The 25182-nt window shown below is 45.0% G+C and carries 24 protein-coding genes; 14 read left to right on the forward strand and 10 right to left on the reverse strand.

Going from position 1 to position 25182, the window contains the following annotated elements; translation table 11 throughout:
* Positions 1-283: 283 nt before the first annotated feature.
* The 3 genes from WH96_RS19360 to aqpZ all read left to right on the forward strand — a co-directional run bounded on the left by WH96_RS19360 (position 284) and on the right by aqpZ (position 4395).
* Positions 284-2347 (forward strand): HAMP domain-containing methyl-accepting chemotaxis protein, encoded by a 2064-nt coding sequence (locus WH96_RS19360; protein ID WP_053006154.1) that lies wholly within the window; start codon positions 284-286, stop codon positions 2345-2347.
* 276 nt (positions 2348-2623) lie between these two features.
* Positions 2624-3388, forward strand: a complete 765-nt coding sequence (locus WH96_RS19365; RefSeq protein ID WP_047765875.1) for an SDR family oxidoreductase — start codon at positions 2624-2626, stop codon at positions 3386-3388.
* A 320-nt stretch (positions 3389-3708) separates the two neighbouring features.
* The gene (gene aqpZ, locus WH96_RS19370) at positions 3709-4395 is read left to right on the forward strand and encodes an aquaporin Z (protein WP_047765876.1); all 687 of its coding nucleotides are present in this window, start codon (positions 3709-3711) and stop codon (positions 4393-4395) included.
* A 35-nt stretch (positions 4396-4430) separates the two neighbouring features.
* Here the strand turns inward: aqpZ and WH96_RS19375 are convergent, their stop codons facing one another.
* Positions 4431-5363 (reverse strand): LysR family transcriptional regulator, encoded by a 933-nt coding sequence (locus WH96_RS19375; RefSeq protein ID WP_047765877.1) that lies wholly within the window; start codon positions 5361-5363, stop codon positions 4431-4433.
* Positions 5364-5514: 151 nt separating this feature from the next.
* Here WH96_RS19375 and WH96_RS19380 point away from each other — a divergent pair, with 151 nt between their 5' ends.
* The 7 genes from WH96_RS19380 (at position 5515) to WH96_RS19410 (ending at position 16590) form a co-directional block, all read left to right on the forward strand.
* Positions 5515-6525, forward strand: coding sequence for a TAXI family TRAP transporter solute-binding subunit (locus tag WH96_RS19380; RefSeq protein ID WP_047765878.1), 1011 nt, complete (start codon positions 5515-5517; stop codon positions 6523-6525).
* A gap of 108 nt (positions 6526-6633) precedes the next feature.
* Positions 6634-8874: a TRAP transporter permease gene (locus WH96_RS19385; protein WP_047765879.1), complete on the forward strand. Its 2241-nt coding sequence runs from the start codon at positions 6634-6636 to the stop codon at positions 8872-8874.
* A 24-nt stretch (positions 8875-8898) separates the two neighbouring features.
* Positions 8899-10140: an NAD(P)/FAD-dependent oxidoreductase gene (locus tag WH96_RS19390; RefSeq protein WP_047765880.1), complete on the forward strand. Its 1242-nt coding sequence runs from the start codon at positions 8899-8901 to the stop codon at positions 10138-10140.
* 24 nt (positions 10141-10164) lie between these two features.
* Positions 10165-10962 carry an aspartate/glutamate racemase family protein gene (locus WH96_RS19395; protein WP_082130598.1) on the forward strand — a complete coding sequence of 266 codons (798 nt, stop codon included), beginning with the start codon at positions 10165-10167 and terminating at the stop codon, positions 10960-10962.
* 376 nt (positions 10963-11338) lie between these two features.
* A complete protein-coding gene (locus WH96_RS19400; protein ID WP_053006155.1) occupies positions 11339-11965 on the forward strand; it encodes a helix-turn-helix domain-containing protein in 627 nt (208 codons plus the stop codon).
* A 118-nt stretch (positions 11966-12083) separates the two neighbouring features.
* Entirely contained in the window at positions 12084-14570 is a 2487-nt protein-coding gene (locus WH96_RS19405; protein ID WP_047765881.1) for a GcvT family protein, read from the forward strand.
* 397 nt (positions 14571-14967) lie between these two features.
* Complete coding sequence (locus WH96_RS19410) at positions 14968-16590, forward strand: hypothetical protein (protein WP_047765882.1); 1623 nt, start codon at positions 14968-14970, stop codon at positions 16588-16590.
* A gap of 71 nt (positions 16591-16661) precedes the next feature.
* On the opposite strand, the gene WH96_RS19415 is transcribed toward WH96_RS19410, so the two are convergent.
* The 3 genes from WH96_RS19415 to WH96_RS19425 all read right to left on the reverse strand — a co-directional run bounded on the left by WH96_RS19415 (position 16662) and on the right by WH96_RS19425 (position 18477).
* Positions 16662-16853 carry a hypothetical protein gene (locus tag WH96_RS19415; RefSeq protein ID WP_047765883.1) on the reverse strand — a complete coding sequence of 64 codons (192 nt, stop codon included), beginning with the start codon at positions 16851-16853 and terminating at the stop codon, positions 16662-16664.
* A gap of 162 nt (positions 16854-17015) precedes the next feature.
* A complete protein-coding gene (locus tag WH96_RS19420) occupies positions 17016-17729 on the reverse strand; it encodes a helix-turn-helix transcriptional regulator (RefSeq protein ID WP_082130600.1) in 714 nt (237 codons plus the stop codon).
* Between the two features lie 82 nt (positions 17730-17811).
* Complete coding sequence (locus WH96_RS19425; RefSeq protein ID WP_047765885.1) at positions 17812-18477, reverse strand: acyl-homoserine-lactone synthase; 666 nt, start codon at positions 18475-18477, stop codon at positions 17812-17814.
* Between the two features lie 412 nt (positions 18478-18889).
* Between WH96_RS19425 and WH96_RS19430 the strand changes: the two genes are divergently transcribed.
* A complete protein-coding gene (locus WH96_RS19430; RefSeq protein WP_053006156.1) occupies positions 18890-19426 on the forward strand; it encodes a response regulator in 537 nt (178 codons plus the stop codon).
* Positions 19427-19519: 93 nt separating this feature from the next.
* Here the strand turns inward: WH96_RS19430 and WH96_RS19435 are convergent, their stop codons facing one another.
* From WH96_RS19435 to WH96_RS19455, 5 genes are all read right to left on the reverse strand, one after another.
* The gene (locus WH96_RS19435) at positions 19520-20278 is read right to left on the reverse strand and encodes an anti-sigma factor family protein (protein ID WP_047765886.1); all 759 of its coding nucleotides are present in this window, start codon (positions 20276-20278) and stop codon (positions 19520-19522) included.
* Complete coding sequence (locus WH96_RS19440; protein WP_204248261.1) at positions 20275-20802, reverse strand: sigma-70 family RNA polymerase sigma factor; 528 nt, start codon at positions 20800-20802, stop codon at positions 20275-20277. The genes WH96_RS19435 and WH96_RS19440 overlap by 4 nt, the downstream gene beginning before the upstream one ends.
* Positions 20803-20976: 174 nt before the next feature.
* Positions 20977-21453 carry a MarR family winged helix-turn-helix transcriptional regulator gene (locus WH96_RS19445; protein ID WP_047765888.1) on the reverse strand — a complete coding sequence of 159 codons (477 nt, stop codon included), beginning with the start codon at positions 21451-21453 and terminating at the stop codon, positions 20977-20979.
* A gap of 170 nt (positions 21454-21623) precedes the next feature.
* Positions 21624-22067 (reverse strand): organic hydroperoxide resistance protein, encoded by a 444-nt coding sequence (locus WH96_RS19450; RefSeq protein WP_047765889.1) that lies wholly within the window; start codon positions 22065-22067, stop codon positions 21624-21626.
* Between the two features lie 245 nt (positions 22068-22312).
* Entirely contained in the window at positions 22313-23230 is a 918-nt protein-coding gene (locus WH96_RS19455) for a LysR family transcriptional regulator (protein WP_047765890.1), read from the reverse strand.
* Positions 23231-23361: 131 nt separating this feature from the next.
* Here WH96_RS19455 and WH96_RS19460 point away from each other — a divergent pair, with 131 nt between their 5' ends.
* Genes WH96_RS19460 through WH96_RS19470 form a run of 3 tightly spaced genes read left to right on the forward strand, consistent with a single transcriptional unit; the run spans position 23362 to position 24287 of the window.
* A complete protein-coding gene (locus WH96_RS19460) occupies positions 23362-23655 on the forward strand; it encodes a putative quinol monooxygenase (RefSeq protein ID WP_047765918.1) in 294 nt (97 codons plus the stop codon).
* Positions 23656-23671: 16 nt separating this feature from the next.
* The gene (locus WH96_RS19465) at positions 23672-23890 is read left to right on the forward strand and encodes a DUF2798 domain-containing protein (RefSeq protein WP_047765891.1); all 219 of its coding nucleotides are present in this window, start codon (positions 23672-23674) and stop codon (positions 23888-23890) included.
* 19 nt (positions 23891-23909) lie between these two features.
* Positions 23910-24287, forward strand: coding sequence for a RidA family protein (locus WH96_RS19470; RefSeq protein WP_047765892.1), 378 nt, complete (start codon positions 23910-23912; stop codon positions 24285-24287).
* A gap of 29 nt (positions 24288-24316) precedes the next feature.
* On the opposite strand, the gene WH96_RS19475 is transcribed toward WH96_RS19470, so the two are convergent.
* A complete protein-coding gene (locus WH96_RS19475) occupies positions 24317-24859 on the reverse strand; it encodes a GNAT family N-acetyltransferase (protein WP_047765893.1) in 543 nt (180 codons plus the stop codon).
* Positions 24860-25182 lie beyond the last annotated feature (323 nt).

Consider the following 25182-nt stretch of genomic DNA (forward strand, 5'->3'; position numbering starts at 1 on the left):
AAAGCTACCTCAAAACCCATGACACCAAACTCTGGTTCTTGCTTTTGAATTTTGTTTTCCGATTCATATGATGACTAGAGAAAAAACAGCGATTTTATTGAGACATCACAATTTACCAATAAATCCCTTAGGTTGAATCTAATCACCAATAATCACAACTTTTAAATAATTTATTAGTAATTAATAGAATAACAATAATAAACCACACAAAAACAGTGTTAATGCTTACGTTAAATTGATCTCGGGTGGGAAAGAAAACCCACAAAAAAACAGGAAAATTAAAATGACTAGCCACTTTTCTGAGAAAATGTATTCAGAAGACAAAAAGAAACGTCGCGGAAATTTTTTTATAAACCTGAAAATAAACCGAAAAATTGGATTGGGAATGGGGGCAATACTTTCTTTTCTGATCGCCGTTAGCATATCTTCTTATATTGCACTTTCCAGGGCAAATGAAGAGTTTGACAGTTATCGTGCCCTTGCCCGCGAAACCAATCAAATGGGACGAATTCAGGCCAACCTTCTTTCCGCACGCCTGGGTGTTAAAGATTATATAATAAAAAATTCTGATGAAGCCGCTCAAAATGTCCGAGACCGGGCGGAAGCCACAGAAAAAATTATTCAAAAGTCTAAGACTCTGTTTAAAAACAAAGAACATCTAAAGACAATTGTCGGCGCAATAGAACAAATTGCCCTTTATCGCTCTTCTTTTGAAGAAGTCACCCTTTTGGTAAAAAAACGGAATCAACTGGTAGAACAACTTAACAATATTGGTCCGAAATCAGAACAAACACTTACTAAAATTATGAAAAGTGCATTCGAAGACGGCGACGCAACAGCAGCTTACCGAGCTGGAGTTTCAATGCGACACTTACTTTTGGCTCGATTGTACTCGAACCGTTTTCTTGTGGATAATTTACAAGATAGCGCTAATCGTTCAAATCAAGAATTAAACAGTTTCAAACAAACATCAGAAGAAATGCTTGCCGAACTTCAAAATCCTGTCCGTCGAGAACTGGCAAGTACTGTCGTTAATCTTGCCAACGATTATCAAAACTTTTTCAGCGAAGTTACAATTACCATCCTTAAACGTAATAACATTATTACCGACACTCTTGATTTAATTGGCCCTCGACTTGCTGATCAAGTGGAACAGATCAAACTTTCAAATAAAAAAGCTCAGGATACATTAGGTCCAAAAGTCACACGAGATATGCACAATGCTACCCTTATCCTCGAAATCATTGCAATAATTGCCATTATTACAGGAAGCCTTTTAGCCCTTCTCACAGGACGCGCGATTTCCCGTCCAATTTGTAAAATGACAGAAATAATGGGATTACTCGCCAAAGGAGATCATAGCGCGGAAGTCCCTTCACAAGACCGGAAAGATGAGATCGGTGATATGGCTGGCGCAGTGCAAGTCTTTAAAGACAATGCAATTGAGATGGCAAAATTGCAGGAAGAACAAGCAATCACAGCCAAACGTGCAATTAAAGAAAAGGATATGATGAATGAATTAGCCAAGAAATTCGAAGGCAACATTCAAGATATCGTCGATGGTGTCTCCAAAGCTGCCAACGAGATGCAAATAACAGCGCAAACTATGTCCTTAACTGCTGAAAAAACCGAACAACAAGCTGACGCAGCAACACAAGCCTCTAGTGAAGCTTCAACCAATGTCCAGACTGTAGCAGGTTCATCGGAAGAACTCGCGGCTTCGATCCAAGAGATCAGCGCTCAAGTATCCCGCTCGACTGATATCGTTTCCAAGGCCACGAGTGATGCAAAAACAACAAATACACAAGTTGAAGGCCTGGTTGATTCTGCCGAAAAAATTGGTCAAGTTGTTAATTTGATTCAAGATATCGCAGAACAAACGAACCTTCTCGCTCTTAATGCAACCATCGAAGCAGCAAGAGCCGGAGATGCAGGCAAAGGCTTTGCTGTTGTCGCATCAGAAGTCAAATCACTTGCCAATCAAACAGCCAAGGCGACCGAAGAAATTTCACAACAAGTTAGCAATATTCAAGAAGCAACAGCTCAATCAGCTAGCTCAATCAAAGAAATCGGCTTAACAGTATCTCAAGTTAATGAAATTTCTGAATCAATTGCCGCAGCCGTAGAAGAACAAGGTGCCGCAACTCAAGAGATTGCTCGTAATGTGCAAGAATCATCCTCAGCTGCCGAATTAGTTTCGACGAATATTACTGGCGTAACTAACACAGCAAAAGAAACTGGTGAAGCTGCTCAGAATGTCTTGTCAGCATCAGGCAAACTTCAACAACAATCTCAGAGTCTCTCGGACGAAGTAAGCGACTTTTTATCCAAAGTCCGAGCAGCATAACCTAATGAAAGGCGTCACTCCATGAAGTTACAAAGGGATTTCTTAATAGCAACATTGTGTGATGTACCCCACCAAAACAAGCACGTTTAAAGGCCCTCTACTCATTCATCACAGCTATTCATGGAGCATGCCCAATTGTGCCATGAATAGCTTAGGCGATTTCGTCTAATCCAAAAACATTTTGAATTACCGAACAAGAAGCGGAGTTTTCCGAAATCAACCCGCTTCAATACTGATCCTTTAACATTCTAGTTAAGGCCATAAAGGATCAAAGAAATGAATAGATTGGAAAATCGCGTTGCCATCGTTACGGGTGCAAGTTCAGGCATTGGTTATGCCGCCGCTAAACTCTTCGCCCAGGAAGGAGCAAAGGTTGTTGTCGCGGCCAGACGACAGAAAGAGCTTGACCTACTGATCGAAGAAATTCGCGTCGATGGCGGGCAAGGCATTGCTGTAGCTGGTGATGTAACAGATGAAACCTATGCCAAAACTTTGGTTGAAGTTGCCACGGGTACCTATGGGCAACTGGATATCGGCTTTAACAACGCTGGCACTCTGGGTGCCATGGGCGATACTCCAACCCTTACGCTTGATGGTTGGATGGAGACCATCAACACCAATCTTACCTCTGCCTTTCTCAGCGCAAAACATCAAATCCCCGCACTGCTTAACAGTGATCATGGGTCATTGATTTTTACCTCGACCTTTGTCGGGCACACCATCGGTATGCCAGGTATGGCACCCTACGCAGCTTCTAAAGCCGGGATCAATGGCATGATGCAATGCCTCGCGGCAGAATACGGCCCCCAGGGATTACGAGTAAACAGTCTGCTTCCCGGTGGTACTGATACTCCCATGGGACGTTCCGTTGCCTCTAACGACGAAATGGAAGAGTTTGTCAAAAGCCTTCATGCCCTAAAACGCATTGCTGCCCCCGAAGAAATCGCCAGAGCGGCCCTGTTCCTGGCCTCTGATGATGCAAGTTTTGTCACAGGCACTGCCTTACAGGCCGAAGGTGGCGTTTCCATAAACAAAACCTGAATTAGAGATCAAGAATCAAGCTCATAGCCGAACAAGGTCAACCCCACGGGTTGGCCTTGTTTACTAAAGCGCTAAATTTCCCGGTTTTCGTACTCTGAGACTGATCGCACAACGCCATCCCCACTATATATAGCCCTTTAATGGTTATCACATAAATCTCACCAGATACTTCCTAGAAGCTAAGTATCTTTACGCAGCATCTTTTCAAAAAAGGTATGATATTATCCTGCGTATTATTTACGCACAATCTGGATAGATAACGCGAAGCCTTTTGCGCTCATCGCATATCGATTTGGTCAGTATTAAGGGGAGAATTCAAGATGAATACAAAAGCATATGGTGCCGAGTTTCTCGGTACTTTCTGGTTGGTTTTTGGCGGCTGCGGATCAGCCGTCCTCGCCGCAGGCATTCCTGACCTTGGTATTGGTTTTGTCGGCGTTTCTCTTGCTTTTGGCCTCACGGTGGTTACCATGGCCTACGCCGTTGGCCATATCTCGGGCGGACACTTTAACCCCGCTGTAACTCTTGGCCTTTGGGCCGGTGGTAAATTCGAAGCCGGGCAGATCCTTCCGTACTGGATTGCACAGCTCATCGGTGGCATTGCCGCAGCCGGACTACTCTATGTGATCGCAAGTGGTATCCCGGATTTCTCCGTAAATGGCGGCTTTGCATCCAACGGATACGGTGAACATTCGCCCATGGGATATTCCATGATAAGCGGCCTCCTAATTGAGGTACTTCTGACCTTCTTCTTCCTCTTTATCATTTTGGGTGTAACAGACGAAAAGGCGCCCGCAGGCTTTGCACCTTTAGCTATTGGACTAGCATTAGTTCTGATCCACCTGATTTCTATCCCCATCACCAATACATCCGTGAATCCGGCACGCAGCACAGGCCCAGCACTTTTTGTTGGCGGTTGGGCACTTGAACAACTTTGGCTTTTCTGGGTTGCCCCATTGCTTGGTGCACTAGCGGCTGGGTTCAGTTATCGCTGGTTCAAATCCTGAACTATTCGGAAAGAAAGGCACCAAAGCCTTTCTTTCTAACTTTCTTTACGCTCAAAGTCGGTAATAACTCTGCGAACTTCACCATTCCATTGGGCCATGAAGGCCTGCGCAATCGCCGACATCGGGCGATATGCAGGCGTTAAGCAAGCATAAGTCAAAGGTACTTTGGGCATGAAAGGAATAAATCGGATCAAATCTTTATCCCTTGCATACATTCGGTAACTTTCGGCACTCAGCGGATCAACAATCGCACAGGCTTGTCCCGCTTCGATAAAATTTAAAAGAGGCAGAAAATACTGGGCATCAAAGCGAATATTCAGTTCGGAATTTGTTGCTTGAAATGCCTCAACCGTTTTTTGATAGGTAAAGTGTTCAGGCTGTAAAACGCCCATCGGCTTGCCGCTCAGGTCTGCCGCAGTAATCACGTCAAGCTTTGAAAGATCATCATCTCTGTGAACAGCACATAAACAGTTCCCCTTCATGATGCCACCGTTCAACAAATCATCTTCGTGATCTGTTCCGCTTATATCAGCAATACCCAGATCAAAGCTTTGTGTGGCGACCATCTTGTGAACTTGAGGAGAACTCCTTGTCGTCAGTGTAACCCTGATATCTTCCCGTTCCCCTGTAAACTCACTAATAACTTTAGGCAATAAAAATGCCGAAGGTCCCGGCATCGCAACAATCCTGAGGACCCCTTTTTCAAAATCCCGAATAGAGCGCATGTTTTGTTCGGCAGTTTGCAACCGAGACAGAATATCCGTCGCTTCAGACATCAAATAATGAGCTTCTGGAACGGGAACAAGCCGACGGTTGCGTCGTTCAAACAGGGAAATCCCCAATTCATCTTCCAACGCTTTCAGTCCTGCACTCAAAGCTGGTTGGGTTCTATTCAAATTACGGGCGGCCTGAGAAACAGATCCCGTCCGCATTACTTCACGAAAGATTGCCAGATTTTTTAAATTCATGTGAGATATATATAAATTTTTCTTATCAAAACCAAGATATTTCAAATTTGCATTTATGAATAATTCTTGTCACTGTGATTCTCGTTATTTCCAAAACACATAAAAACAAGCTTCGATTTAATCGAACTGATGACAACAGTGGAGAAATAAAATGAAACGCTTAACCAAGATTACAGGCGCTCTTCTTGCCTGTTCTATGCTGGCTGGTGCGGCCTCAGCACAGGAAATGAAGTTCTTTAGAATTGGAACTGGCGGTGCCGGGGGAACATACTTCCCGATTGGTGGCATCATTGCCAACGCCATATCCAACCCACCCGGTTCTCGTGCTTGCGGCGAAGGCGGTAACTGTGGCGTTCCCGGCCTTGTCGCCATGGCTCAATCAACAAATGCATCGGCTCATAACGTAAACGCCATTCAGGCAGGACAGATGGAAGCCGGTCTTTCCGGCGCGGCAACCCTACATTTTGCCTATAAAGGTATTGGCAAATACGAAGGCAATGCAAAACCGGACCTACGTATCATTGCCAATCTTTACCCTGAAGATCTTCATCTTGTGATGCCCAAAGGCGGATCACTTGATGGTATCGGAGATCTAAAAGGTAAACGCGTTGGTATTGCACAGGCAGGATCAGGCACACAGATCGCGGTTGAACTGATTATCGGTGATTACGGTGTTAATCGCGATAATATTGAGGAAGCAGAACTTAACAATTCCCAAAGCGCGGAACGCGTGGCTGATGGACAACTGGATGCTTACTTCTACGCTGCGGGAACGCCGGTTGCCGCGATGATTCAACTGGATAACACCAAAGGGATGGAGCTTTATTCCTTCACAGACGAAGAAGTAAAGCAGGCAAATAAAACGGTCCCTTATTACATCCCGTCAAAAATCCCTGCGGGTACCTATCCCGGCGTTACCTATGATGTAAATACTGTTGCTGTCTCTGGTATCCTTGTGACCAACGCCAATCAGGATGAAGAACTTATCTATCAGATCACAAAAGCAATGTGGTCAGATACTGCCCGCAAACTTCTGGACAATGGCCATGCAAAAGGCAAAGCCATTACCCTTGAAACTGCACTTGATGGTGTTGAAGGCATTGGCGTGCCTCTGCATCCTGGTGCAGAACGCTTCTACAAAGAAGTTGGCATGATCAAATAAAGCAAGCTGATCTTCTAACAGGGAGCAATAGGTTTTGCTCCCTGTTTGCCGACTTTCAACAATAAATAAACACAAACAAATCTCTGTTGCAGAAGACTTGGGTGAAACATGTCCTTACAATCCGAACTCGACCAGGAAGCTCTGGATGCCATCGAGAGAAAATATGACACCTCTCTCAATACCCGAGAAAACGGGCCATTTTTAACAAAATGCATCTATTGGGCGACAGTTGCCTTTGCCATTTACCATTTATGGACAGCTGGCTTCGGAACACCTGTGGATTATGTCCATATGGGCCTGCATCTATCCGGTTTGTTTTTGTTTATTTTCATTGGTTTTCCGATCCTCAAAAATCAAGCAAGGCTTGAATATAACCCTATTGGCTTCATTAAACCTGCCAATGTTCCTCTCTATGACTGGGTGTTCATGATACTCGCCATCGCTGCTTCTCTATTCTTATGGGTAAGCTGGCAAGGTGTATCCCTCATGGGATACGAAGTTCCCAGCCAGATGTTGCGACAGGGAAACCCTACAGGTCTTGATGTTTTCTTTGGGTCAGTTCTTATTCTGGCCGTTCTGGAAATCGCCCGTAGAACAATTGGTTTTGTCCTACCGCTCATCATTATGGTCTTTATGATCTACGCGATTTTTGGTCCCCAGATGCCGGTGCAGATCCTGCAACATCCCGGTGTTGATTGGAACCAGTTCGTGAACAACATGTACTTCCCGTTCGAGGGAATTTTCGGGGTTACACTCTGGGTTGTCTCCACCGTTGTCTTCCACTTCGTCTTGTTTGGTGTTGTCGCTCAACGAATGGGACTAGGGCAGTTCTTTGTTGATAATGCCATGATCGCCGCCGGACGCTATACAGGTGGCCCCGCGAAGGTATCTGTGGTTTCATCCGCCTTTTTTGGTACCATATCCGGATCGTCCATCGCCAATACCGTCTCCACTGGCTCACTTACAATTCCCAATATGAAAAAGATGGGTTACCCCGGTCATTTTGCTGGCGGTGTAGAGGCCGCAGCCAGTGCAGGCGGGCAGATCACGCCACCAATTATGGGGGCAGCAAGCTTCCTGATGGCTGAATATTTGGAAGTGCCTTACACAACAATTGTCATCGCGGCCATCATCCCGGCCTTGATGCATTATATTGGTGTAATGTCGATTGTTCACTTCACAGCCAAAAAGCTCAACCTCAAGACCTATACCAAAGAAGAACTTCCGATATTGATCAGAGTTTGGAAAGAGGGCTGGCACACAATCATTCCCCTCATTGCCCTTCTGGTTGTTCTCTTTTCCGGTTACTCACCCAATATGGCAGCTTTTATTGGCCTCAGTCTTTGTATTACCGTCGGTTTTTCAAGCTTTAGAAAACCTCTCACGCTGATTTTGCCACTGGCTTTACTTGCCTTTGTGTTCTGGAAAGCGTCGGCCCTCAGTGGTGAAGGTTTCTCACCGGTTATGGCTGGTGTCTTAGCTGCCTGTATTATTGTCGGAATGATACACAAAGGAGAACGTCATAGCTTCACATCACTTTTTGACAGTCTTCACGTCGGCGTTCAATACGCCCTGGCTGTAGGTGCAGCATCAGCCGCCGTTGGCATTGTTGTCGGGGTCATCAACACAACCGGCGTTGGGTTTAGATTAGGTTTCATGGTTACCGGTGGTGCTGCAGAAATGGCTGAAACCCTCCATGCTGTACTGGGTTGGATCCCTGTAGATGCCTTTACTCAGTCTTCTATTCAACAATTCCTGTCACTTGTTCTTATTGCAATTGCCTGCATTCTTATGGGTGCCGGCCTACCGACAACGGCGCTTTACATCATGCTGGTTTCAGTGGCCCAACCCGCCCTTTCGCAATTGGGTGTGCCACCGCTCGCAACCCATATGTTTGTGCTTTATTACGGTGTAATTTCTGAAATTACCCCACCCGTTTGTGCCTCGGCCTATGCGGCGGCGGGTATTGCAGGCGCAAACCCCTTCAGAACGGGTATTAGTGCTTTCACTCTTGGTCTTGGTAAGCTTATGGTGCCAATGGTTTTTGTCTATGCGCCAACAATGCTGATTGTCCTACCGGAATATTATAGCCTGAGTTCATTCCTACAGGTTTCAATAACCTGTGCTCTGGGCATCTTTGCCATTGCGACGGCAGTTTCCGGTTATTTCCTGACCCACCTCTCAGGAATTTGGCGTCTGTTAATGGCGATTGCCGGGTTGCTGATGGTCGCGCCAAGCTTAAACAGTGACCTCTTGTCTCTCGTTGTTCTGGTTCCAGTGCTTATTCAGCAATGGAACCAACGAGAACAGAACCCACTTACCAATGTCGTGCCCCCTAAAAGTCTCTGACATCAGTAGTAAAGATCGTAAAAGATGAAAGAAGTAACTGTTATAGGTGCCGGTATTGTTGGCATATGCACCAGCTTGTCCTTGATCGAAGCCGGGGCCAAGGTAAGACTGATTGATCGCGATGCACCGGGACAAGGAACCTCATACGGAAATGCGGGAGTAATCTCGCCCTGGTCCATCATCCCACAATCAATGCCGGGGGTTTGGAAAAACATACCCAAATGGCTATTGGATCCCAATGGTCCTGTCTCTGTTGATTTCTCGTATCTACCCAAACTCATTCCCTGGGCAATAAAATTCCTCGCCCAAGCTCGCCCAGAGTATGTCCATGCAACAGTCGAAGCCATGGAGCTTCTAAATCAGGACAACATCCAACGTTATCGCACCCATCTTAAAGGCACAGGGTATGAACACTTAGTTCAGGATAGCTATTACGTCCATGCCTATCGCGATGCGAATGCAGCAGATATTTCGAGTTTGGAGTATAAAATCAGACAGGAAAAAGGCGCCGATCTCGAACGGATTGATGCCTCGGCATTGCAAGCGCTAGAGCCTGCCCTCACCCATGATTACAAAGCCGCAATCCTGATAAAAGGACAGGCAAGAGCAACTTCACCCGGGTTAATTGGCGAAATACTTGCCAATAAATTTGCCTCTATAGGGGGTGCTATCGTTGAGGCGAAAGTCCTTGAACTTCAACAGATCGCTGACCAATGGCAAATAAAAACGACAAAAGAGCAGATTGTCACCGACAATGTTGTCATCGCTGCCGGGGCATGGTCGACAGAACTACTAAAGCCTCTTGGATACAACATTCCTTTGCAGTATGAACGTGGATATCACGCTATGTTCAAAGATCCGGGTGTAACCCTAACGCACTCGATCATGGATGTAGATTACAAATGCGTGGCCTCTTCAATGGATAATGGTTTGCGTGTCGCCGGACAGGCTGAATTCGCTGATTTGGAGAAACCACCCACAAAATCCCGTGCAAATCGTATGGGAAATTTAGCGAGACAGATGGTTCCAGATTTACCTGAAACATCCCCAGAAACGTGGATGGGAACCCGCCCTTCTTTGCCTGATAGCTTACCCTGTATCGGAGAATTTTCTGGTTCAAAAAATCTATACGCCGCATTTGGACACAGTCATTACGGATTAATGATGGCCCCAAAAACCGGCGCACTTGTCGCTGATATCGTCATGAACAATCCAATCAACACAGACCTGTCGGCCTTTAAACCAGAACGTTTCATAGCAAAATAATCGAAACATTGAGTAGCGAATTACATGCCACAGATACAGAGAAATACGAAACACACAACAGATACTGATGATAAATCAGCGTCAAACAAACGCACGCGTGGTGATCGAAATATTTACGGCGTGTCAATTGGAGTGATTTGTCTTGAAAGTTATTTCCCCAAACCACCCGGCCATATCAAAAATCCTGCCGGATTATCTTTTCCTGTCCTTTATCACACCATCAAAGGCGCAACTGTACAAAAGCTACTAAACGAACCCAACGATCAATTGCGGGATCTTTTCATTCAGGCTGCAAAGGATCTGGTTCGTGAAGGTGCCCGTGCCATCACCAGCAGCTGTGGATTCTCCGCGCTTTACCAGAAGGACCTTGCCACTGCTGTGGACGTACCCGTTTTTGCCTCTAGCCTGATCCAGATACCTCTGGCCTGGCAGATGACAGGATGTCGTGCACCCGTGGGGGTTTTAACCGCCAGCAAAAAAAGTTTAACCCCCGCTCATTTTCAAGCCGTTGGCGCAGAAAACATCCCGGTCGTCGTACAAGGCATGGAAGATTTTCCGGAATTTTCAGATGTTATCCTTAACAATAATCGCACTGACATGAACTTAAGCATCGTCGAAGAAGAAGTTCTTGATGCTGCGTTCCGGCTTTTGAGACGGGCCCCAGAAACCAAAGCCTTAATTCTGGAATGTACAGATATGCCGCCCTATGCGCGCAGAATTCAAACGGCAACTGGTTTACCCGTCTTTGATCTTACAACATTAACCGCCATGGTCCACAGCGCCACAACGCCCATAAATTATGAAGCCCGTTCTTATTGTTAATACACAGAATAAAATACAGAAGAGGTCTCCCGAACAAGCCTCTTCTCGACTTCAGGGGCTGTGATTCTTTTTTGGAACAGCCTGCTTGCCAGAATCGTAATATCGCATAAGGGAAGACAAATTCTTTCCCCTCTGAAGTCACTAAAAGCTCGAAGGGTTTTCATTTCCCTTCGAGCTTTTTCATTTTATATGGAATTCACTTTATTAATTTTTTTATTTAATAACAGATAGTTAATTAAAAAATTACATTCGAAAAGAAAATATTAGTTGTGTAATTTTGTTGCATTTTTTCATTTAAATGAAATTTTCACTATCTTTTTTCATTTTTACTGTTTTTAATGTGCCAACTATTATTTAAATAAGTTTGGTGGCACAGATGGCACGACCCAAAGTTGAGATGCTACATCAAAAGGATCAACATCAGCATGATCTAGAGGATGAGTCCGTCACCGTTGGTGAGCAGATCCGTGACCTGCGTAAGGCCAAGCGTATGTCTGTGACAACGCTCGCCGAAAAAATCGGAAAATCTGTTGGTTATGTCAGTCAGATTGAACGCGGTATCTCTATTGTGTCTATTCCGATCCTCAACAAAATTTCTGCAGCACTGGAAGTTTCAAACTCTTGGTTTTTCCATGGTGAAGATGCCGCTGACCCCACAGAAAAAAGCCACATCGTTCGCCACAATCACAGGCGACGCCTCAGCTTTACCGGATCAGGTATGGTCGAAGAGCTGATGTCTCCTGATCTTAGCGGTGATGTCGAATTAATTATGGGACGTTTCGAGCCCGGCTCAGCCACTGGCGACGTTCAGATAATTCGGGAAAAGGTCGAAGTTTCCGGACACGTCATAAAGGGAACCATTGCGGTTGAAATCGGGGAACGTACTTATGAACTCGGTGTTGGTGACAGCTTTCGCATCAATCCCGGAGATCCGCACAAAACCTATAACAACGGCGCGGAAGACGCGGAAGTCCTCTGGATACTCTCTCCGCCCCACTATTAACGATCTGTGATCGATACTCGTTGGGGGCTGTGTTCAAGATTACTCCCAACAGAACAAAACAATATCCCGGGGCCGCTCTCATCTTGTAATGAGCCCCCTCTTGTATGGAATTAGTAAGATGGCGAATAAAAAAATTCTTCCCGAACAGGCACAGGTTGTCATTATTGGCGGTGGCGTAATCGGCTGTTCAGTGGCCTATCACCTGACCAAACTCGGTTGGAAAGATGTACTGCTACTGGAAAGAAAACAGCTTACCTGTGGTACGACCTGGCATGCCGCTGGTCTGGTTGGTCAACTCCGTGCAACGGAAAACCTGACCAAAATGGCAAAGTACACTGCCGATCTATACAAGAACCTTGCCGCAGAAACCGGACAGGAAACCGGGCTGGTTCACACGGGGTCAGTCTCTGTTGCCCAAACCGAAGGACGCTTTGAAGAACTCAAGCGCGGCGCTTCTATGGCACGTAACTTTGGTCTGGAAGTAGATGTCATCACACCGGAACAAATTCTGGAACACTATCCTATTGCGGATGTCAGCAATCTTGTCGGCGGCGTTTACCTGCCGGGGGATGGACAGACCAACCCTATTGATACAACACAGGCCCTTGCCAAGGGAGCCCGACAAGGCGGCGCAACGATTATCGAAGGCATCAAGGTCGAAGACATCATAACAGAACCTGGTCCCGATGGAGGTAAAGTGACCGGTGTTGTTACCGACCAAGGTGAAGTTCGCGCCGAAATCGTGGTGAACTGCGGCGGTATGTGGGCGCGCGAAGTGGCCAAAAAAGTCGGTGTAAATGTGCCCCTTCATGCGGCAGAACATTATTACATTGTGACCGAAGCCATCGACGGCTTACCAAAGTTGCCTACTCTTCGTGACCCTGATGGATACAACTACTACAAAGAAGATGCAGGAAAGCTCCTTATCGGGTGCTTTGAGCCAAATGCTGTACCGTGGGGCCACAAAGGTATTCCTGATAATTTCTGCTTTGACGAGTTGCCTGAAAACTGGGATCAATTTACCCCCGCACTAGAAAACGCCATGGCGCGTATTCCTCTACTGGAAAGTGCCGGTATTCATACCTTCTTCAACGGCCCTGAAAGCTTCACACCGGATAACCGTTTCTATCTCGGCGAAGCCCCCGAGATGAAGAACTTCTATGTTGCTGCCGGGTTTAACTCTACCGGTATTCAATCAGCGGGCGGTGCGGGAAAAATTCTTGCTGACTGGATTGTTCAGGGCAATTGCCCTGTTGATATGTGGGATGTTGATATCCGCCGCGTTCAACCTTTCCAAGGCGGCGACAAATATCTCTTTGATCGCACAACAGAGGCCTTAGGCCTGCTCTATGAGATGCACTGGCCTGAAAAACAGCCTGTGACCTGTCGTGATATCAAGCGATCACCCATTCATGATCGTCTGGAAAAAGCCAACGCCTGTTTCGGACAGATGGCTGGCTGGGAACGTGCCAACTGGTTTGCTCCCGAAGGTGTTGAGCCAAAATATGAATATTCATACGGTCCGCAGAACTGGCATGATTACTGTGGCGCAGAATGTAAAGCAGCCCGTGAGAACGTCGCCCTTTTCGACATGAGCTCTTTCGGAAAATACATGGTGCAGGGCAAGGATGCCGTGAAAATCCTAAACCAGATTTCAGGCGCCAACATTGATGTTCCTGTTAGCAAGATGGTCTATACCCAATGGCTGAACCAACGCGGCGGTATCGAAGCAGATCTAACCGTAACCCGTCTGGCTGAAAACAGCTTTATGGTGCTCTCCTCTGGTGGCACACAAACTCGCGATTTCCATTTCCTCAATAGCCATATTTCTAACGATGATCATTGTTTTGCAACAGATGTAACATCCGGCTATGCGCTGTTTGCCGTTATGGGCCCCAACAGTCGTGACCTTCTGAAAAAGGTAACGCCCGCTGATCTTTCCAATGCTGCCTTCCCCTTTGGCACCTGTCAGGAAATCGAGATGGGCTATGCCAAGATCAAGGCTGGCCGCATCACCTATGTGGGTGAACTGGGTTGGGAACTTTATGTCCCATCCGAATATGCCGTTCATGTCTTTGATACCCTGATGGAAGCAGGGAAGGACATGGACCTCACCCTTGGCGGCATGCACGCCGTAGATACCTTGCGTATTGAAAAAGGCTTCCGTCACTGGAGCCATGAAATTTCGGACGAAGACACGCCACTGGAAGCAGGCCTCGGCTTTGCCATCGCATGGGATAAACCGGACGGTTTTATCGGACGCGATGCATTGTTGGAACAGAAGGGAAAACCGCTTACCAAACGGATGGTCTCCCTACAACTCAAGAATGCCAAAATGGCCAACGGTGAACCACCGATGATGTATCACAACGAGCCTATCTATAAAGGCGATAAGATTGTCGGCAAGATTACCTCTGGCCGTTACAGTCATACGCTGGGCAGTACGATCGGCCTTGGCTATGTCCACGACGAAAACGGAGTCACAGTTGACTGGGTAAAAGAAGATAATTTCTCGGTCGAAATAGCTTGTGAACGCTTCGAAGCCACCTTGTCCTTGAAGCCCCTTTACGATCCAAAATCCGAACGACCTAAAGCAGACGGGTGAAGGTCCGGGAACAAGTCCCAACCGATTGTACCAGCCAGTCATCGGCTGCGGGCCTTCCCCGCTCAACACCACCTGCCAAGCGGGCACTTACAAGCCCGTAGAAAACCACTGTACGCTCTTCAAGCTCTCCCAAGCCCAAGACTGTACACTATGAATTAACTGGGTTCTGTCAAATAAGGAACCAACTCAACCGCAGCATTCCTCACCGAATGTTGCGGTGTTTTTTTGTAATAGAAGTATTCATGTCGATCTACACACACCAAATGATGCTCTATAAAATATGGAAAAATTAATCATCACAACTCTTTAAGGAAATTTAATGATCTAGGTATTATTGGTTGTGTAGTAAAAAACCGCTCGTGTCTTATACTGCACAAATTTTTTTCAAGGACGTCCTTTGACCAGCCGAACGTTTTCACAGCACAGAAAGTCGTTTTTAAAAAAAACGCTGCTCATCTGGTTTTCCCTCTCTGTCCTGATAATAGGATCAAGCATCTGGCTCTCGAATGGGCACCTGATCTATACACTTGATGATCCGTATATCCATCTCTCAGTCGCCGAGAACATAATTCAGGGAAGCTATGGTGTTAATACAGGTGAATATGCCTCTCCCTCATCTTCCATTATTTACCCTCTTTTACTCAGCTTGGGAGAATTAGTTGGCTTAGCACAATTCACGCCGTTATTATTAAACATAATCGCCACAGGACTTTCCGTTTATATTCTATTGGATTTTTTTTGGTGTTATGTACTCCCCCAAGACACGCATCCCAATAACCTCTTTGTAAATCTGATTGGATTATTATTAATAATATCAATCAGTGGCTTTGCTTTGCCGATGACAGGGATGGAGCATTCACTTCATGTTCTGGTCGCTTTGGCAACAATTCGTGGATTAATTATTCTTGTAGAGGAGAATCTCTATCCCATTTGGTTTCTGCTTGCCGTTATCACAGGCCCTTTGATTCGTTTCGAGGGATTAGCTCTCTCAACCGCCACAGTAATTGCGCTATTGTTTCTTGGACATCAACGCCTTGCCATTATTATCATCCTGTCCATAGCAGGTATAATAGCTCTCTATGGCTTTACAATGCTTTCTATAGATCTGTCCATCTTACCAAGTTCAGTCATGGTCAAATCAAACGTTTTTGTAATAGGCACAGAGCAATCAGGAATAGGTAATAGCCTGTTGGCCCTCGTCACAAATTTCCGCTCATCACTAACCGAGCGGTGGGGTCTGATTTTCCTTGTTACAATCATTGTCGTTGCCATGATTATTGTATCAGATTTGATGAAACGCTCTTTCTCTCATCGCAAATTATGGTGTGCTCCTAAATTCATCATTGGGGGAGTTCTCATATTAACCCTGCTGGCACACCTGGTTGCAGGGCGATACAATTGGTTCCATCGTTACGAAGTTTATGCTGTAAGTGTTATGACACTTGGAATGCTTTATCTGCTAAGCAAAAAAATAAGAGCTACGCTTGGAAAGAATGATTTTAAAGGAAAGTTTCTTTTTATTGGCTTCTTAATTGCCCTAGGCACCCCTTATAGCCTCGCCGCAATTGCAACACCCTCTGCATCCAGAGGCATCTACGAACAACAGTACCAAATGCACCGATTTGCGACCGATTATTTTGCCCGTCCTGTAGCCGTGAATGATCTGGGATGGGTTTCCTACAAAAATAATCAGTATGTTCTCGACCTTTGGGGCTTGGGATCCGAAAAAGCAAGAAAACTCAGAGCAAACAATACGCTTGATGCCAATACAGTTAACATATTGGCAGAAGAAAAAAATATCGATTATGCAATGATTTACAAAAGCTGGTTTGGAGCAAACATCCCGCGCGATTGGTGTCTGATTGCCGAACTAAAGAGTGTCCCGGTAACCGCCGCCTCTGGCACTGTACATTTTTATGCGATTACGGACTTCGCAAAAGAAAATATGCATCATGCATTAGAGAACTTTGCAAAGATTCTCCCCAATAGAGTGGTGTTAAAACGTTATACCTGCCCATAAAATAACAAATAAAGTAATCACCAATTAAAACCATGATTTTTCTATTTGAAAAATCAGCCTTTTTTATCCCTTCAGTTTTTTATCCCTTCAGATAGAAACTCAAAGAGCTCGACAGCCCCCACATCTTTGATATTTCGCCCCCCAGATACTTTATCAGGTGTTTTCTGGCCACTCAGCTTAATTTTCTGCCTCGCTTGTTCCATAGCGGTTACGGCATCAAGAGCATGTAATAGTGCTCGACTGCCTTTTAGGGTTGTGGCCATTTATATGCGCTCTCACTTATCTGCGTAGAAGTTTTTTAGACGTAGGTTGCCACGTTAGTTATGCCCCTGCGAATGCCACACTTGCGCTAACAACCAATAAGTGTACATTATAAGATAAATACACAGAAAACAAAACCCTAGGAATTTAGGGTTTCTTTAGAATCAATCGAGTAACCCAAGCTCTAATGCTCTGCGGACGGCAGCGGACCGCGTTTGCGTACCGAGTTTATGTAGAACACCTGTAATTAACTCATTTATATATGCTTCAGATTTATCAAGCGTTGCTGCAATTTCTTTTGACGACATTCCATAAGAAGCGAGCGTTAAGACTTGTTGCTGCCGAAGTTTTAATGTCAGATTTCCTTCTTTAAAGATATGTATCGCCACTTGATGAAAACATTCAGCAATGGCTGTCGCACAAGCAATCTTTTCGGATGATTCTTCGGTGACATTTCTATTTTCATTTGTCTTTGCCGCCGCCATCGTCAAGATTGCTTTGGCCTTTGCATCAGATTTAAGCGGAACAGTAATTCCATTAAAAATGCCATATTCTGTCGCTTCATCAAAAAATTCCTGATGCTTTCCCGTAAATTCGGTCATACAAGCCGACCAGAAAAAAGCTTCACTCCTATTAAAAGCTTCGACAAAAACAGGATCTATTTGATCGTATCTTTTTTCAAAATAAATAGCTTTCCACTCTTCGCTATAGGTATAGATTGAAACCTCAACCGCGACACAATTTTTGGTAAAGCGAACATAGGCGAACTGCTGAAAACCTAACCTTTGAATAACCTTGGAAAAAACACTCTGTAAATCATCAGTAGCTTCACATTGCTTCATTTCTTTTAATGACAATACTAATTCAGAGTATTTCATTACCCAACCTTATCAATTCAAGAACGTCTCACCCTAACAATTTAGGGTGAAACGTCCAATAGATTATACTCTACTTAAGGAATTAACTCGCAATCTTAACAATATTGGCGTAATTCCCCCTTATCACTGGACTAAACAAAACAGGATTAAACATTCCTGCTTTTTTCCTTACGGCGGACAAGGCTTGTTCTGACACTTCTCCCGCTATAGCGACAGCCTTGATTATTTTCTGCCCATCCATCTGCCTCTGTGGTTCTCCCAGACGCTCATAAGGCCAGCAGGATCTTTTGACTAAGCGCTCCATACGCAAGTCTGTAACCGTGATAATTTTGCTTAATCCTTTGCTTAATCCAAACTCAATCATAGAGATAAATAACTCATGGGTTACTTTAGATAACTCCATCTCTCCTCTTCTTTTCAATAGTGCCGTATCCACAGAAAAGCGACTTGATTCCATGATATTCTCTTCTGCCGGACAATCTTTACCTGACAAAAGTTCCGGAAAGGTGTCACGCAGCATATTTGCCCCTGTTGATGGCAGCAAACGAACGCAGGCAGAAACAGTACCGTCAGGCTCCTGTTTAATCAGATAACTCGGTGTCAAATCATCAAAATGATCCCGCTCCATCTGATCTTCACCGGGAACCCACCCCAACCGTTCGCAAAACACGCGATAACGCAGTTCGAACATCGACTTCATTTGCGGTTGAAAGTGTTCATAGTGATTTGGGTCTATTTGAAAAAACATATTTCTCTCCTTTGGTTTGAGGAAGAGAAACTGTAATTCAATTCATGACTGAATTCGGGTTGGTTTTATCAATTTATCAGAGAGCACAAAAAAGTGATGACTGACAGCACCTAAAAGACACTTGATTAGACCATAAAATTAGACACTAAAAACAAAATCGCTCAAAAATAGAAATTCAAACACCTATCCCACAAGCGACAAAATGAAACAGAAGAAAGCCTTGGCTTAACGAAAAATAAACCAAGAGTGTTTCATATGTATCTCTTTGATTATGCATCATTCTAACAGATACCCTTCTGTCAATATTGGTTTGAACCTGACTTCGTTATCACTAATCATATTCTTTTAGGGTTATTCTTTGGGGTATATTCTTTGCAGGATTTCAAACAGTGTGTTTTAGAGCGGTATAAAATTGACAACGGCCTGTGATCTTAAAAACATCGAGTTTTTGATTGTCGATGACAATCCCATCATGCAGCGTATTGTGAAGACAATTTTGCGTGCCTTTGATATCAACAACCCACGGGTCGCTTCCTCGGCAGAAGAAGCCATTCAGGCGCTACGTGCCATGCCCGCGGATATAGCCATTATTGATTTGGATATGGCACCTGTGGATGGTAATGAACTTATCCGTCAGCTTCGCACAGAAGAGAGTAGCCCAACACCCTATATTCAGATCATTGTTTTGACAGCACTTGCCGAGAAAACGGATGTGACGACAGCGCGTGATAAGGGAATGAACGAATTTATTTTAAAACCCCTGTCACCAATGATGCTGTACAAAGCCATTGAGCGTATCATCAAACAACCTCGCCCCTTTGTCCGCATTGAAAGTTATGTTGGCCCTTGTCGACGACGCAAATATGATGACCCCAAAGAAGATCAGCGCGCAGAGGATGACATAAGCTTTATCCCAGAAGACACATTCCCCTGGAACCGAAGAAATTAAGTCCGAAGTATTGAAGTTGAAGCACTAAGTTTTTTCGATGAAAGCAACATTTTAAACGAAGATAAACGAGCGTTTTTTTAAGCAACATTAACGTTACAGCAACGCTTTAAACCGTGCAGCGCCCTCGTGGATAACAGTTTCATCCTGCCCGCCAATAAAAAGAAATGCGTAACCATTTTTACGCCAGCTTGCGGCTGCCATTCCTTCCAGCTTATCCATACCGATAGCTTCTGTATTCCCCTTATCAGTTCGAATGATACAAAGCGCAACGGGTTGCCCCTTGGGTGAAAGATAAGCCAATTGAACCAACGGCTTGCCCTTGAATCCCAACAATTGTGCCCGTTTAAAAACAAGGTCAGATCCAGATGTCATGCTGGCCAGATCAATGCCCATTTTACTGGACAGATTATCAAGATTTTTCTGTGTCTGTTCCGGTGTTAATTCAACGCTATTTAACGTATCGCCAACATAAAGCGACTGATACGCAGCAACATAGCTTTTCCATCCCGGGGTTTCGGTTGGCACAAAGTAACTTTTCCCGAGTACGCCACCAATGACCAAGCTAACCAGAATAGATGCTGCGAGAGACCCGGCATAGATCCAGTTACCAGAGCTTTTATTTGATACAGCGACGCTATCTGTTAAAATATCGGGTAAATTCGGCGCCTGATCCGTAACCTGCTGCATTGCAGCTTTAAGATCATCCACAGGTAAAGACAGATCTTCAAGGCGCTTTTGTAGTGCGGCATCAACGTCCAGTGCTTGCTCTATTTGACGCGCCAAGTCGGCGGAGGCTTCTCCATCGAGAAAAGCCGTCAGATCTTCGTCTGAGAACTGTGTCATCTGGCTCATTCTGTACCTGTCTTTTCTCTGTCCATTCTTTGCGAAATTCGGCCACGTGCCGCTGCCAGTCGGCTCATAACTGTGCCGATCGGTATATCCAGTACCTGTGCCGCATCCTTGTAACTAAAGCCTTCGACATAAACCAACAGAACGGTTATACGCTGTGCTTCAGGCAAGAGGTACACTTCTTTCAACACCTGAGAAGCGTATATATTCGTTTCCGTATCCACTTTTGTATCGGGGAGTTCAACATCGTCAACAGATACAAGCCCACCGCCGCGACGAACAGCCTGAGAACGCAACTCATTTAGCCAGATCCGCTGGGCAATTCGAAAGATCCAACGATCAAGGTGCGTCCCGGTTTCGAACTTGTCCGCCTTTTCCAGCGCACGCTCACATGCAGCTTGTGCAAGATCGTTCGCATTGTCCTTGTTCCGGGTCAGAACCAGACAATAGCGCCAAAGACGAGGGAAAATTTCAACTAATCCCTGTCGAACAATCTCTCTTGACTTCTTTTGACCAAAGATCCGAATAGTCCCGGCCTTTCACCTGTTGAATTAGGATAAGATATTAATCTAATCACAAAGCAGCAATATCATCTGGCTCGTCCAAAAGCCATCAGAACAGTTATTCCTAAATCAGATATTCTTTTTATGTTTTCAAGTAATGTTCACTAATGTCTCGCTGAATATACCTTAACACCAGCATCACGTCTTTGCCCCCATGGTCTTAGCCATATGATTAAGTTGTCCGAGAAGGTCTTGAAATTCATCCATTGTAAGTCCCACTGAGCAAGAGACTGCTTGCTGCATTTTCGCGACACCTTGCTCAAGAAATCGCCCTCTATCAGTAAGCTTGACCATAACCCTGCGTTCATCCTCGGCAGAACGATTACGACTGACAAACCCGGCTTGTTCCATTCGCTTGAGCAAAGGAGATAGCGTACCAGAATCAAGACCCAGATCCTTCCCCAACGCGTTCACCGTGGTCTCTTCCTTTGGCTCCAGCGCCAAGTACACCAGATACTGCGGATAGGTCAGGCTTAGCTCTTTAAGGTAAGGTTGATATTTTTTGATAATTGCCTGTGAATTACGATATAGCGCAAAACAAAGTTGCTCTTCCAGATGCGATACCTTTGAGCAAGCTTTGGCTTGGAGAGATTTTTGATCTGCTTTATTCGTCATTTCACGTAAGGTAATTTATCCAATATTTTCAATTTGCAAAGAGTACCTTAACGTCTGATCTTTGCAACGGGAAAGCTATTCATTAACATTAAAACGCATTGCCTCTATCTTCAATTAAAATAGAGGCAATGCGTTCTGATCTACATGTTAATGTCTTCTTATTTCACCTTTTACGAAACAAGCTTGAGTTCGACATCAACGTTACCACGCGTTGCGTTTGAATAGGGGCATACCTTATGTGCTTTCTCGATAAGATCATTTGCAACCGATGCCTCTATTCCCGGCAGACTGATATTCAAGACAACGGCAATATTAAAACCCCCCGGGATCGGACCGATACCAACCTCGCCCGCAATTTTTGTCGCATCCGGTAACGTTACCTTTTCTTTTCCCGCGACAACTTTGAGAGCACCAATAAAACAAGCGGCATAGCCCCCCGCAAACATCTGTTCCGGGTTCACACCGAAAGTTCCGGCGCCACCGAGTTCTTTTGGTGTGGTTAAGGCGATATCAAGCGCCCCGTCATCAGACTTGATCGTACCTTCACGACCACCTGTGGCTTCGGCATAAGCAGTATAAACAACTTTTTCCAATTTTTGTGTAGCTTGGCTCATAACATTAACTCCGAATGAAATATTAAATTGTATAAAATTATATTGTGCGCAATTTAAATTATGCAAGTTATTTTCTGATTTTTCTCCTCACTCGGGAGGAAGAGTGACCACACCATCAATCTAACGCATTGATATTAATCATAATAATGATTCAAAATCTTATAAAACTTTACTCACGACCCAAACACTTACCCTTGCTGGCATAAAACAAGTATACGGACAAGGCAGACATTATGAGCGCAATACTATAGTATTGCGCCCTGTAAAACACTGTTCCTCGCGATAAAGTTTTGCATAAAACCCCTTAAACACCTCGCCTTTGCACTCAATAAACGCCCCGTGGGCCAGACAGCAAAAATTTCGCGCTTTGCGCCTTGCCATTCTGGTAATACACGTACCAAAGCCCCCTCACTCAATTCCATTTCAATTTCACTAACAGGTAAAAGAACGATACCGTGGCCATCACGGGCAAGTTGGCTTGCCAAACCGATATCATCGATAATGGTTGTTGCTTGAGGGCGAATCTCTTCCCAACGATGTTTATCACTATAACCATCAGGACAATACTGAAGCTTCCATAGCGGAACAGTATTTACAAGAATGATCCTGTGCTCTTCTAAAGCGTTAAGACCATCTGGCTCTCCTTGATCAGCAAGATAATCTGGTGAAGCAACCAGAATTGTTGCAACACTCCCCAATTTCTTTTGGAAAAGCAGAGAATCCTCCTGTGGGCCAACACGCAAAGCCATATCCACCTGCCCCTGATGTATATCCTTAGTCTGATTACTCAGGAAAAGATTGAGCTGTATTTCCGGATAGAGCCGAATAAATTCCGACCACATAGGCTGTAAAATTCCAACAGAAGCATTTGTTGGCGCCAATACAGTTAACTTCCCGTTTAGTTGATGCACATCGGCGCTTAAGTTCCGGCTTATGGCTTCAAATTGCTGCACCAAATCTGCATAAGCCCGATAATAAACCTCTCCCTCAGCCGTAAGGCTGAACTTTCGTGCAGAGCGGTGAAGTAGCTGACAACCCAGCTTGTCCTCAAGCTTTTTCAAACGACGGGAAACTGTTGCCGCCGGCAAGTTTAAATCCAGAGCTGCCGCAGCAAGGCTACGCTTTTGAACAATGCGAATAAAAAGAGAGATATCGTCAAACATAATTTCATTAATGGAATTTATAAACCCAATATTAGATATATATCCTATTAATGAAATTTATTAAAGCTATTGCCTGTACCACTCACAATTTAACCGATGAGAAATTACTCGAGCAAATAGCGGAGAAAAAAATGTGCAAACTCTGGATCAGTGCAGGCATCGAACTTCAGGATGGTGCGGATTTAAACACTGTAAAATCGGCGCTCAATCAACTGGTTATAGATACGGTCAAAGAACCCGGTTGTATCAAGTTCGAAATCTTACAACAACAGGACAAACCAGAATGCTTTACCTTGTGGGAATGCTGGGTGAACGATGATGCACTCAAGGCGCATTTTGAAGCACCCCATACCTTAGCTTACCTGGAGAATAACTACACCAAAGTGAATTACATCGAACGTCTGCAAATGAATATTGCAGCCTAGAAATAAGAGAAGACATATGAAACACCGCATCGTCTTTTCAATTTTGATGTCGTTCATCCTTTCCCTGTTGATGACCTGTTGGGTTACATGGATAAATTTGGGATGGAGCCCGGACTTCATTGATAAATGGCTCATCGCCTTTCGGCTTGCCTGGCCCGCTGCGGCTGTCATTGCCTTTGCCCTGGGACCTTTTATCAACATAACGACCCAGCAAATCGTTCGTAAAATTTCGTAATCAAGATAGGTAGGAAATCATGTTACTGGAACGGATCAACTACCCGGAACTCGGACTGCCCCTTGGCCCCTATACCCACGCTGTCATGCAGGGCAGTACGCTTTACACTTCCGGTTTCACAGCTTTTGGCACACCCGCTCAAGATGCTCCTATTGCAGATCAGGCCAAGGCGATATTTTCGCAACTGGAAATTATTGCCAAAGCCCAAGGTATCGGCCTCCGGCACTTGGTGAAGGTGACGATCTTTGTAACAGATTTATCAGACATCGACGCGCTGCGACGTGCTCTCGTGGAAATCTACAGTGATCACACACCCGCCAGCTCCCTGATTAAAATAGAATCTCTTTTTGCCCCGGAACTAAAGATAGAGATCGAAGCAATTTTTGCACTGTCATAGCTCATAGGCGAAAAGCGGGTGAACCTTTTCTATTCCGGCAGACTGTCACTGCCATCATTAAGGGGCCGCTGCATGAGAACACTATCCATCCAGCGGCCGAACTTAAATCCGATAGATTTGATCGTCCCAGCCAGTTCGAACCCCATTTTTTGATGAAAATCGATTGATGGCAAGTTTTCTGAATCACCAATGACCGCAATCATCTGACGATAGCCCCTGATCTCGCATTCATTAATCAGGTCTTCCAGCAACAAACGACCAAGTCCTAAACCGCGAACATCCTTGTGGATATAGATCGAATTTTCCACCGTATAGCGATAGCCCGGTCGAGGACGATAGGGCGAGGCATAGGCGTAACCCACAACTTTATCGTTTTGAACCGCAACCCGATAGGGATAGCCACCGCCAACAATACCATTTTTCCGATTAAGCATTTCAGTTTGATCAGGCGGATTTTCTTCCCAACTGGAAACGCCATGCAAAACTTCATCAGCGTAGATTTCCTGAATGAAAGCGATATCAGCATCTTCGACATTTCGAATGGTGATTTGATCTTTGGATAAGCGGCTCATGATGTTCTGATCTTTTGAAAAGCAATAGCATTAACGACCTCTGTTACCCGCCCACTATCATCGCTACAGACAGATTCTTGCAAGTACAAAGGATGCTTTGCCTTTATATATCATTTACTCATTTCCGCGCTATACTTCGGCCAAATCCGTAACCCGCCGCTCATCCTGCGCATTGCCTGTGTTGACTGTCGTCGCAGGGGCTCCGTTGCAAAAAATCCTCCTGAGATTACTCTACAGTAAATTTTCATTTTCCTAGCGGGATTTTCTCAATGTCTGAGTTCAGTAGAGACACTATCATGGCACGGTCATCCTTCAATGCGTTC

Origin of the sequence: Kiloniella spongiae, from assembly GCF_001026905.1 — a bacterium.
Lineage (GTDB): Bacteria > Pseudomonadota > Alphaproteobacteria > Kiloniellales > Kiloniellaceae > Kiloniella > Kiloniella spongiae.

Bases quoted from the DNA above. Each gene is read 5' to 3' on its own strand.
- WH96_RS19460 (WP_047765918.1), top strand. From the start codon at position 23,362: ATGTGCAAACTCTGGATCAGTGCAGGCATCGAACTTCAGGATGGTGCG.
- WH96_RS19405 (WP_047765881.1), top strand. From the start codon at position 12,084: ATGGCGAATAAAAAAATTCTTCCCGAACAGGCACAGGTTGTCATTATT.
- WH96_RS19360 (WP_053006154.1), top strand. From the start codon at position 284: ATGACTAGCCACTTTTCTGAGAAAATGTATTCAGAAGACAAAAAGAAA.
- WH96_RS19395 (WP_082130598.1), top strand. From the start codon at position 10,165: ATGCCACAGATACAGAGAAATACGAAACACACAACAGATACTGATGAT.
- WH96_RS19435 (WP_047765886.1), bottom strand. From the start codon at position 20,278: ATGAGCCAGATGACACAGTTCTCAGACGAAGATCTGACGGCTTTTCTC.
- WH96_RS19465 (WP_047765891.1), top strand. From the start codon at position 23,672: ATGAAACACCGCATCGTCTTTTCAATTTTGATGTCGTTCATCCTTTCC.
- WH96_RS19420 (WP_082130600.1), bottom strand. From the start codon at position 17,729: ATGAAATACTCTGAATTAGTATTGTCATTAAAAGAAATGAAGCAATGT.
- WH96_RS19365 (WP_047765875.1), top strand. From the start codon at position 2,624: ATGAATAGATTGGAAAATCGCGTTGCCATCGTTACGGGTGCAAGTTCA.
- WH96_RS19385 (WP_047765879.1), top strand. From the start codon at position 6,634: ATGTCCTTACAATCCGAACTCGACCAGGAAGCTCTGGATGCCATCGAG.
- WH96_RS19425 (WP_047765885.1), bottom strand. From the start codon at position 18,477: ATGTTTTTTCAAATAGACCCAAATCACTATGAACACTTTCAACCGCAA.
- WH96_RS19475 (WP_047765893.1), bottom strand. From the start codon at position 24,859: ATGAGCCGCTTATCCAAAGATCAAATCACCATTCGAAATGTCGAAGAT.
- WH96_RS19380 (WP_047765878.1), top strand. From the start codon at position 5,515: ATGAAACGCTTAACCAAGATTACAGGCGCTCTTCTTGCCTGTTCTATG.
- WH96_RS19390 (WP_047765880.1), top strand. From the start codon at position 8,899: ATGAAAGAAGTAACTGTTATAGGTGCCGGTATTGTTGGCATATGCACC.
- WH96_RS19445 (WP_047765888.1), bottom strand. From the start codon at position 21,453: ATGACGAATAAAGCAGATCAAAAATCTCTCCAAGCCAAAGCTTGCTCA.
- WH96_RS19375 (WP_047765877.1), bottom strand. From the start codon at position 5,363: ATGAATTTAAAAAATCTGGCAATCTTTCGTGAAGTAATGCGGACGGGA.
- WH96_RS19415 (WP_047765883.1), bottom strand. From the start codon at position 16,853: ATGGCCACAACCCTAAAAGGCAGTCGAGCACTATTACATGCTCTTGAT.
- WH96_RS19455 (WP_047765890.1), bottom strand. From the start codon at position 23,230: ATGTTTGACGATATCTCTCTTTTTATTCGCATTGTTCAAAAGCGTAGC.
- WH96_RS19400 (WP_053006155.1), top strand. From the start codon at position 11,339: ATGGCACGACCCAAAGTTGAGATGCTACATCAAAAGGATCAACATCAG.
- WH96_RS19450 (WP_047765889.1), bottom strand. From the start codon at position 22,067: ATGAGCCAAGCTACACAAAAATTGGAAAAAGTTGTTTATACTGCTTAT.
- aqpZ (WP_047765876.1), top strand. From the start codon at position 3,709: ATGAATACAAAAGCATATGGTGCCGAGTTTCTCGGTACTTTCTGGTTG.
- WH96_RS19470 (WP_047765892.1), top strand. From the start codon at position 23,910: ATGTTACTGGAACGGATCAACTACCCGGAACTCGGACTGCCCCTTGGC.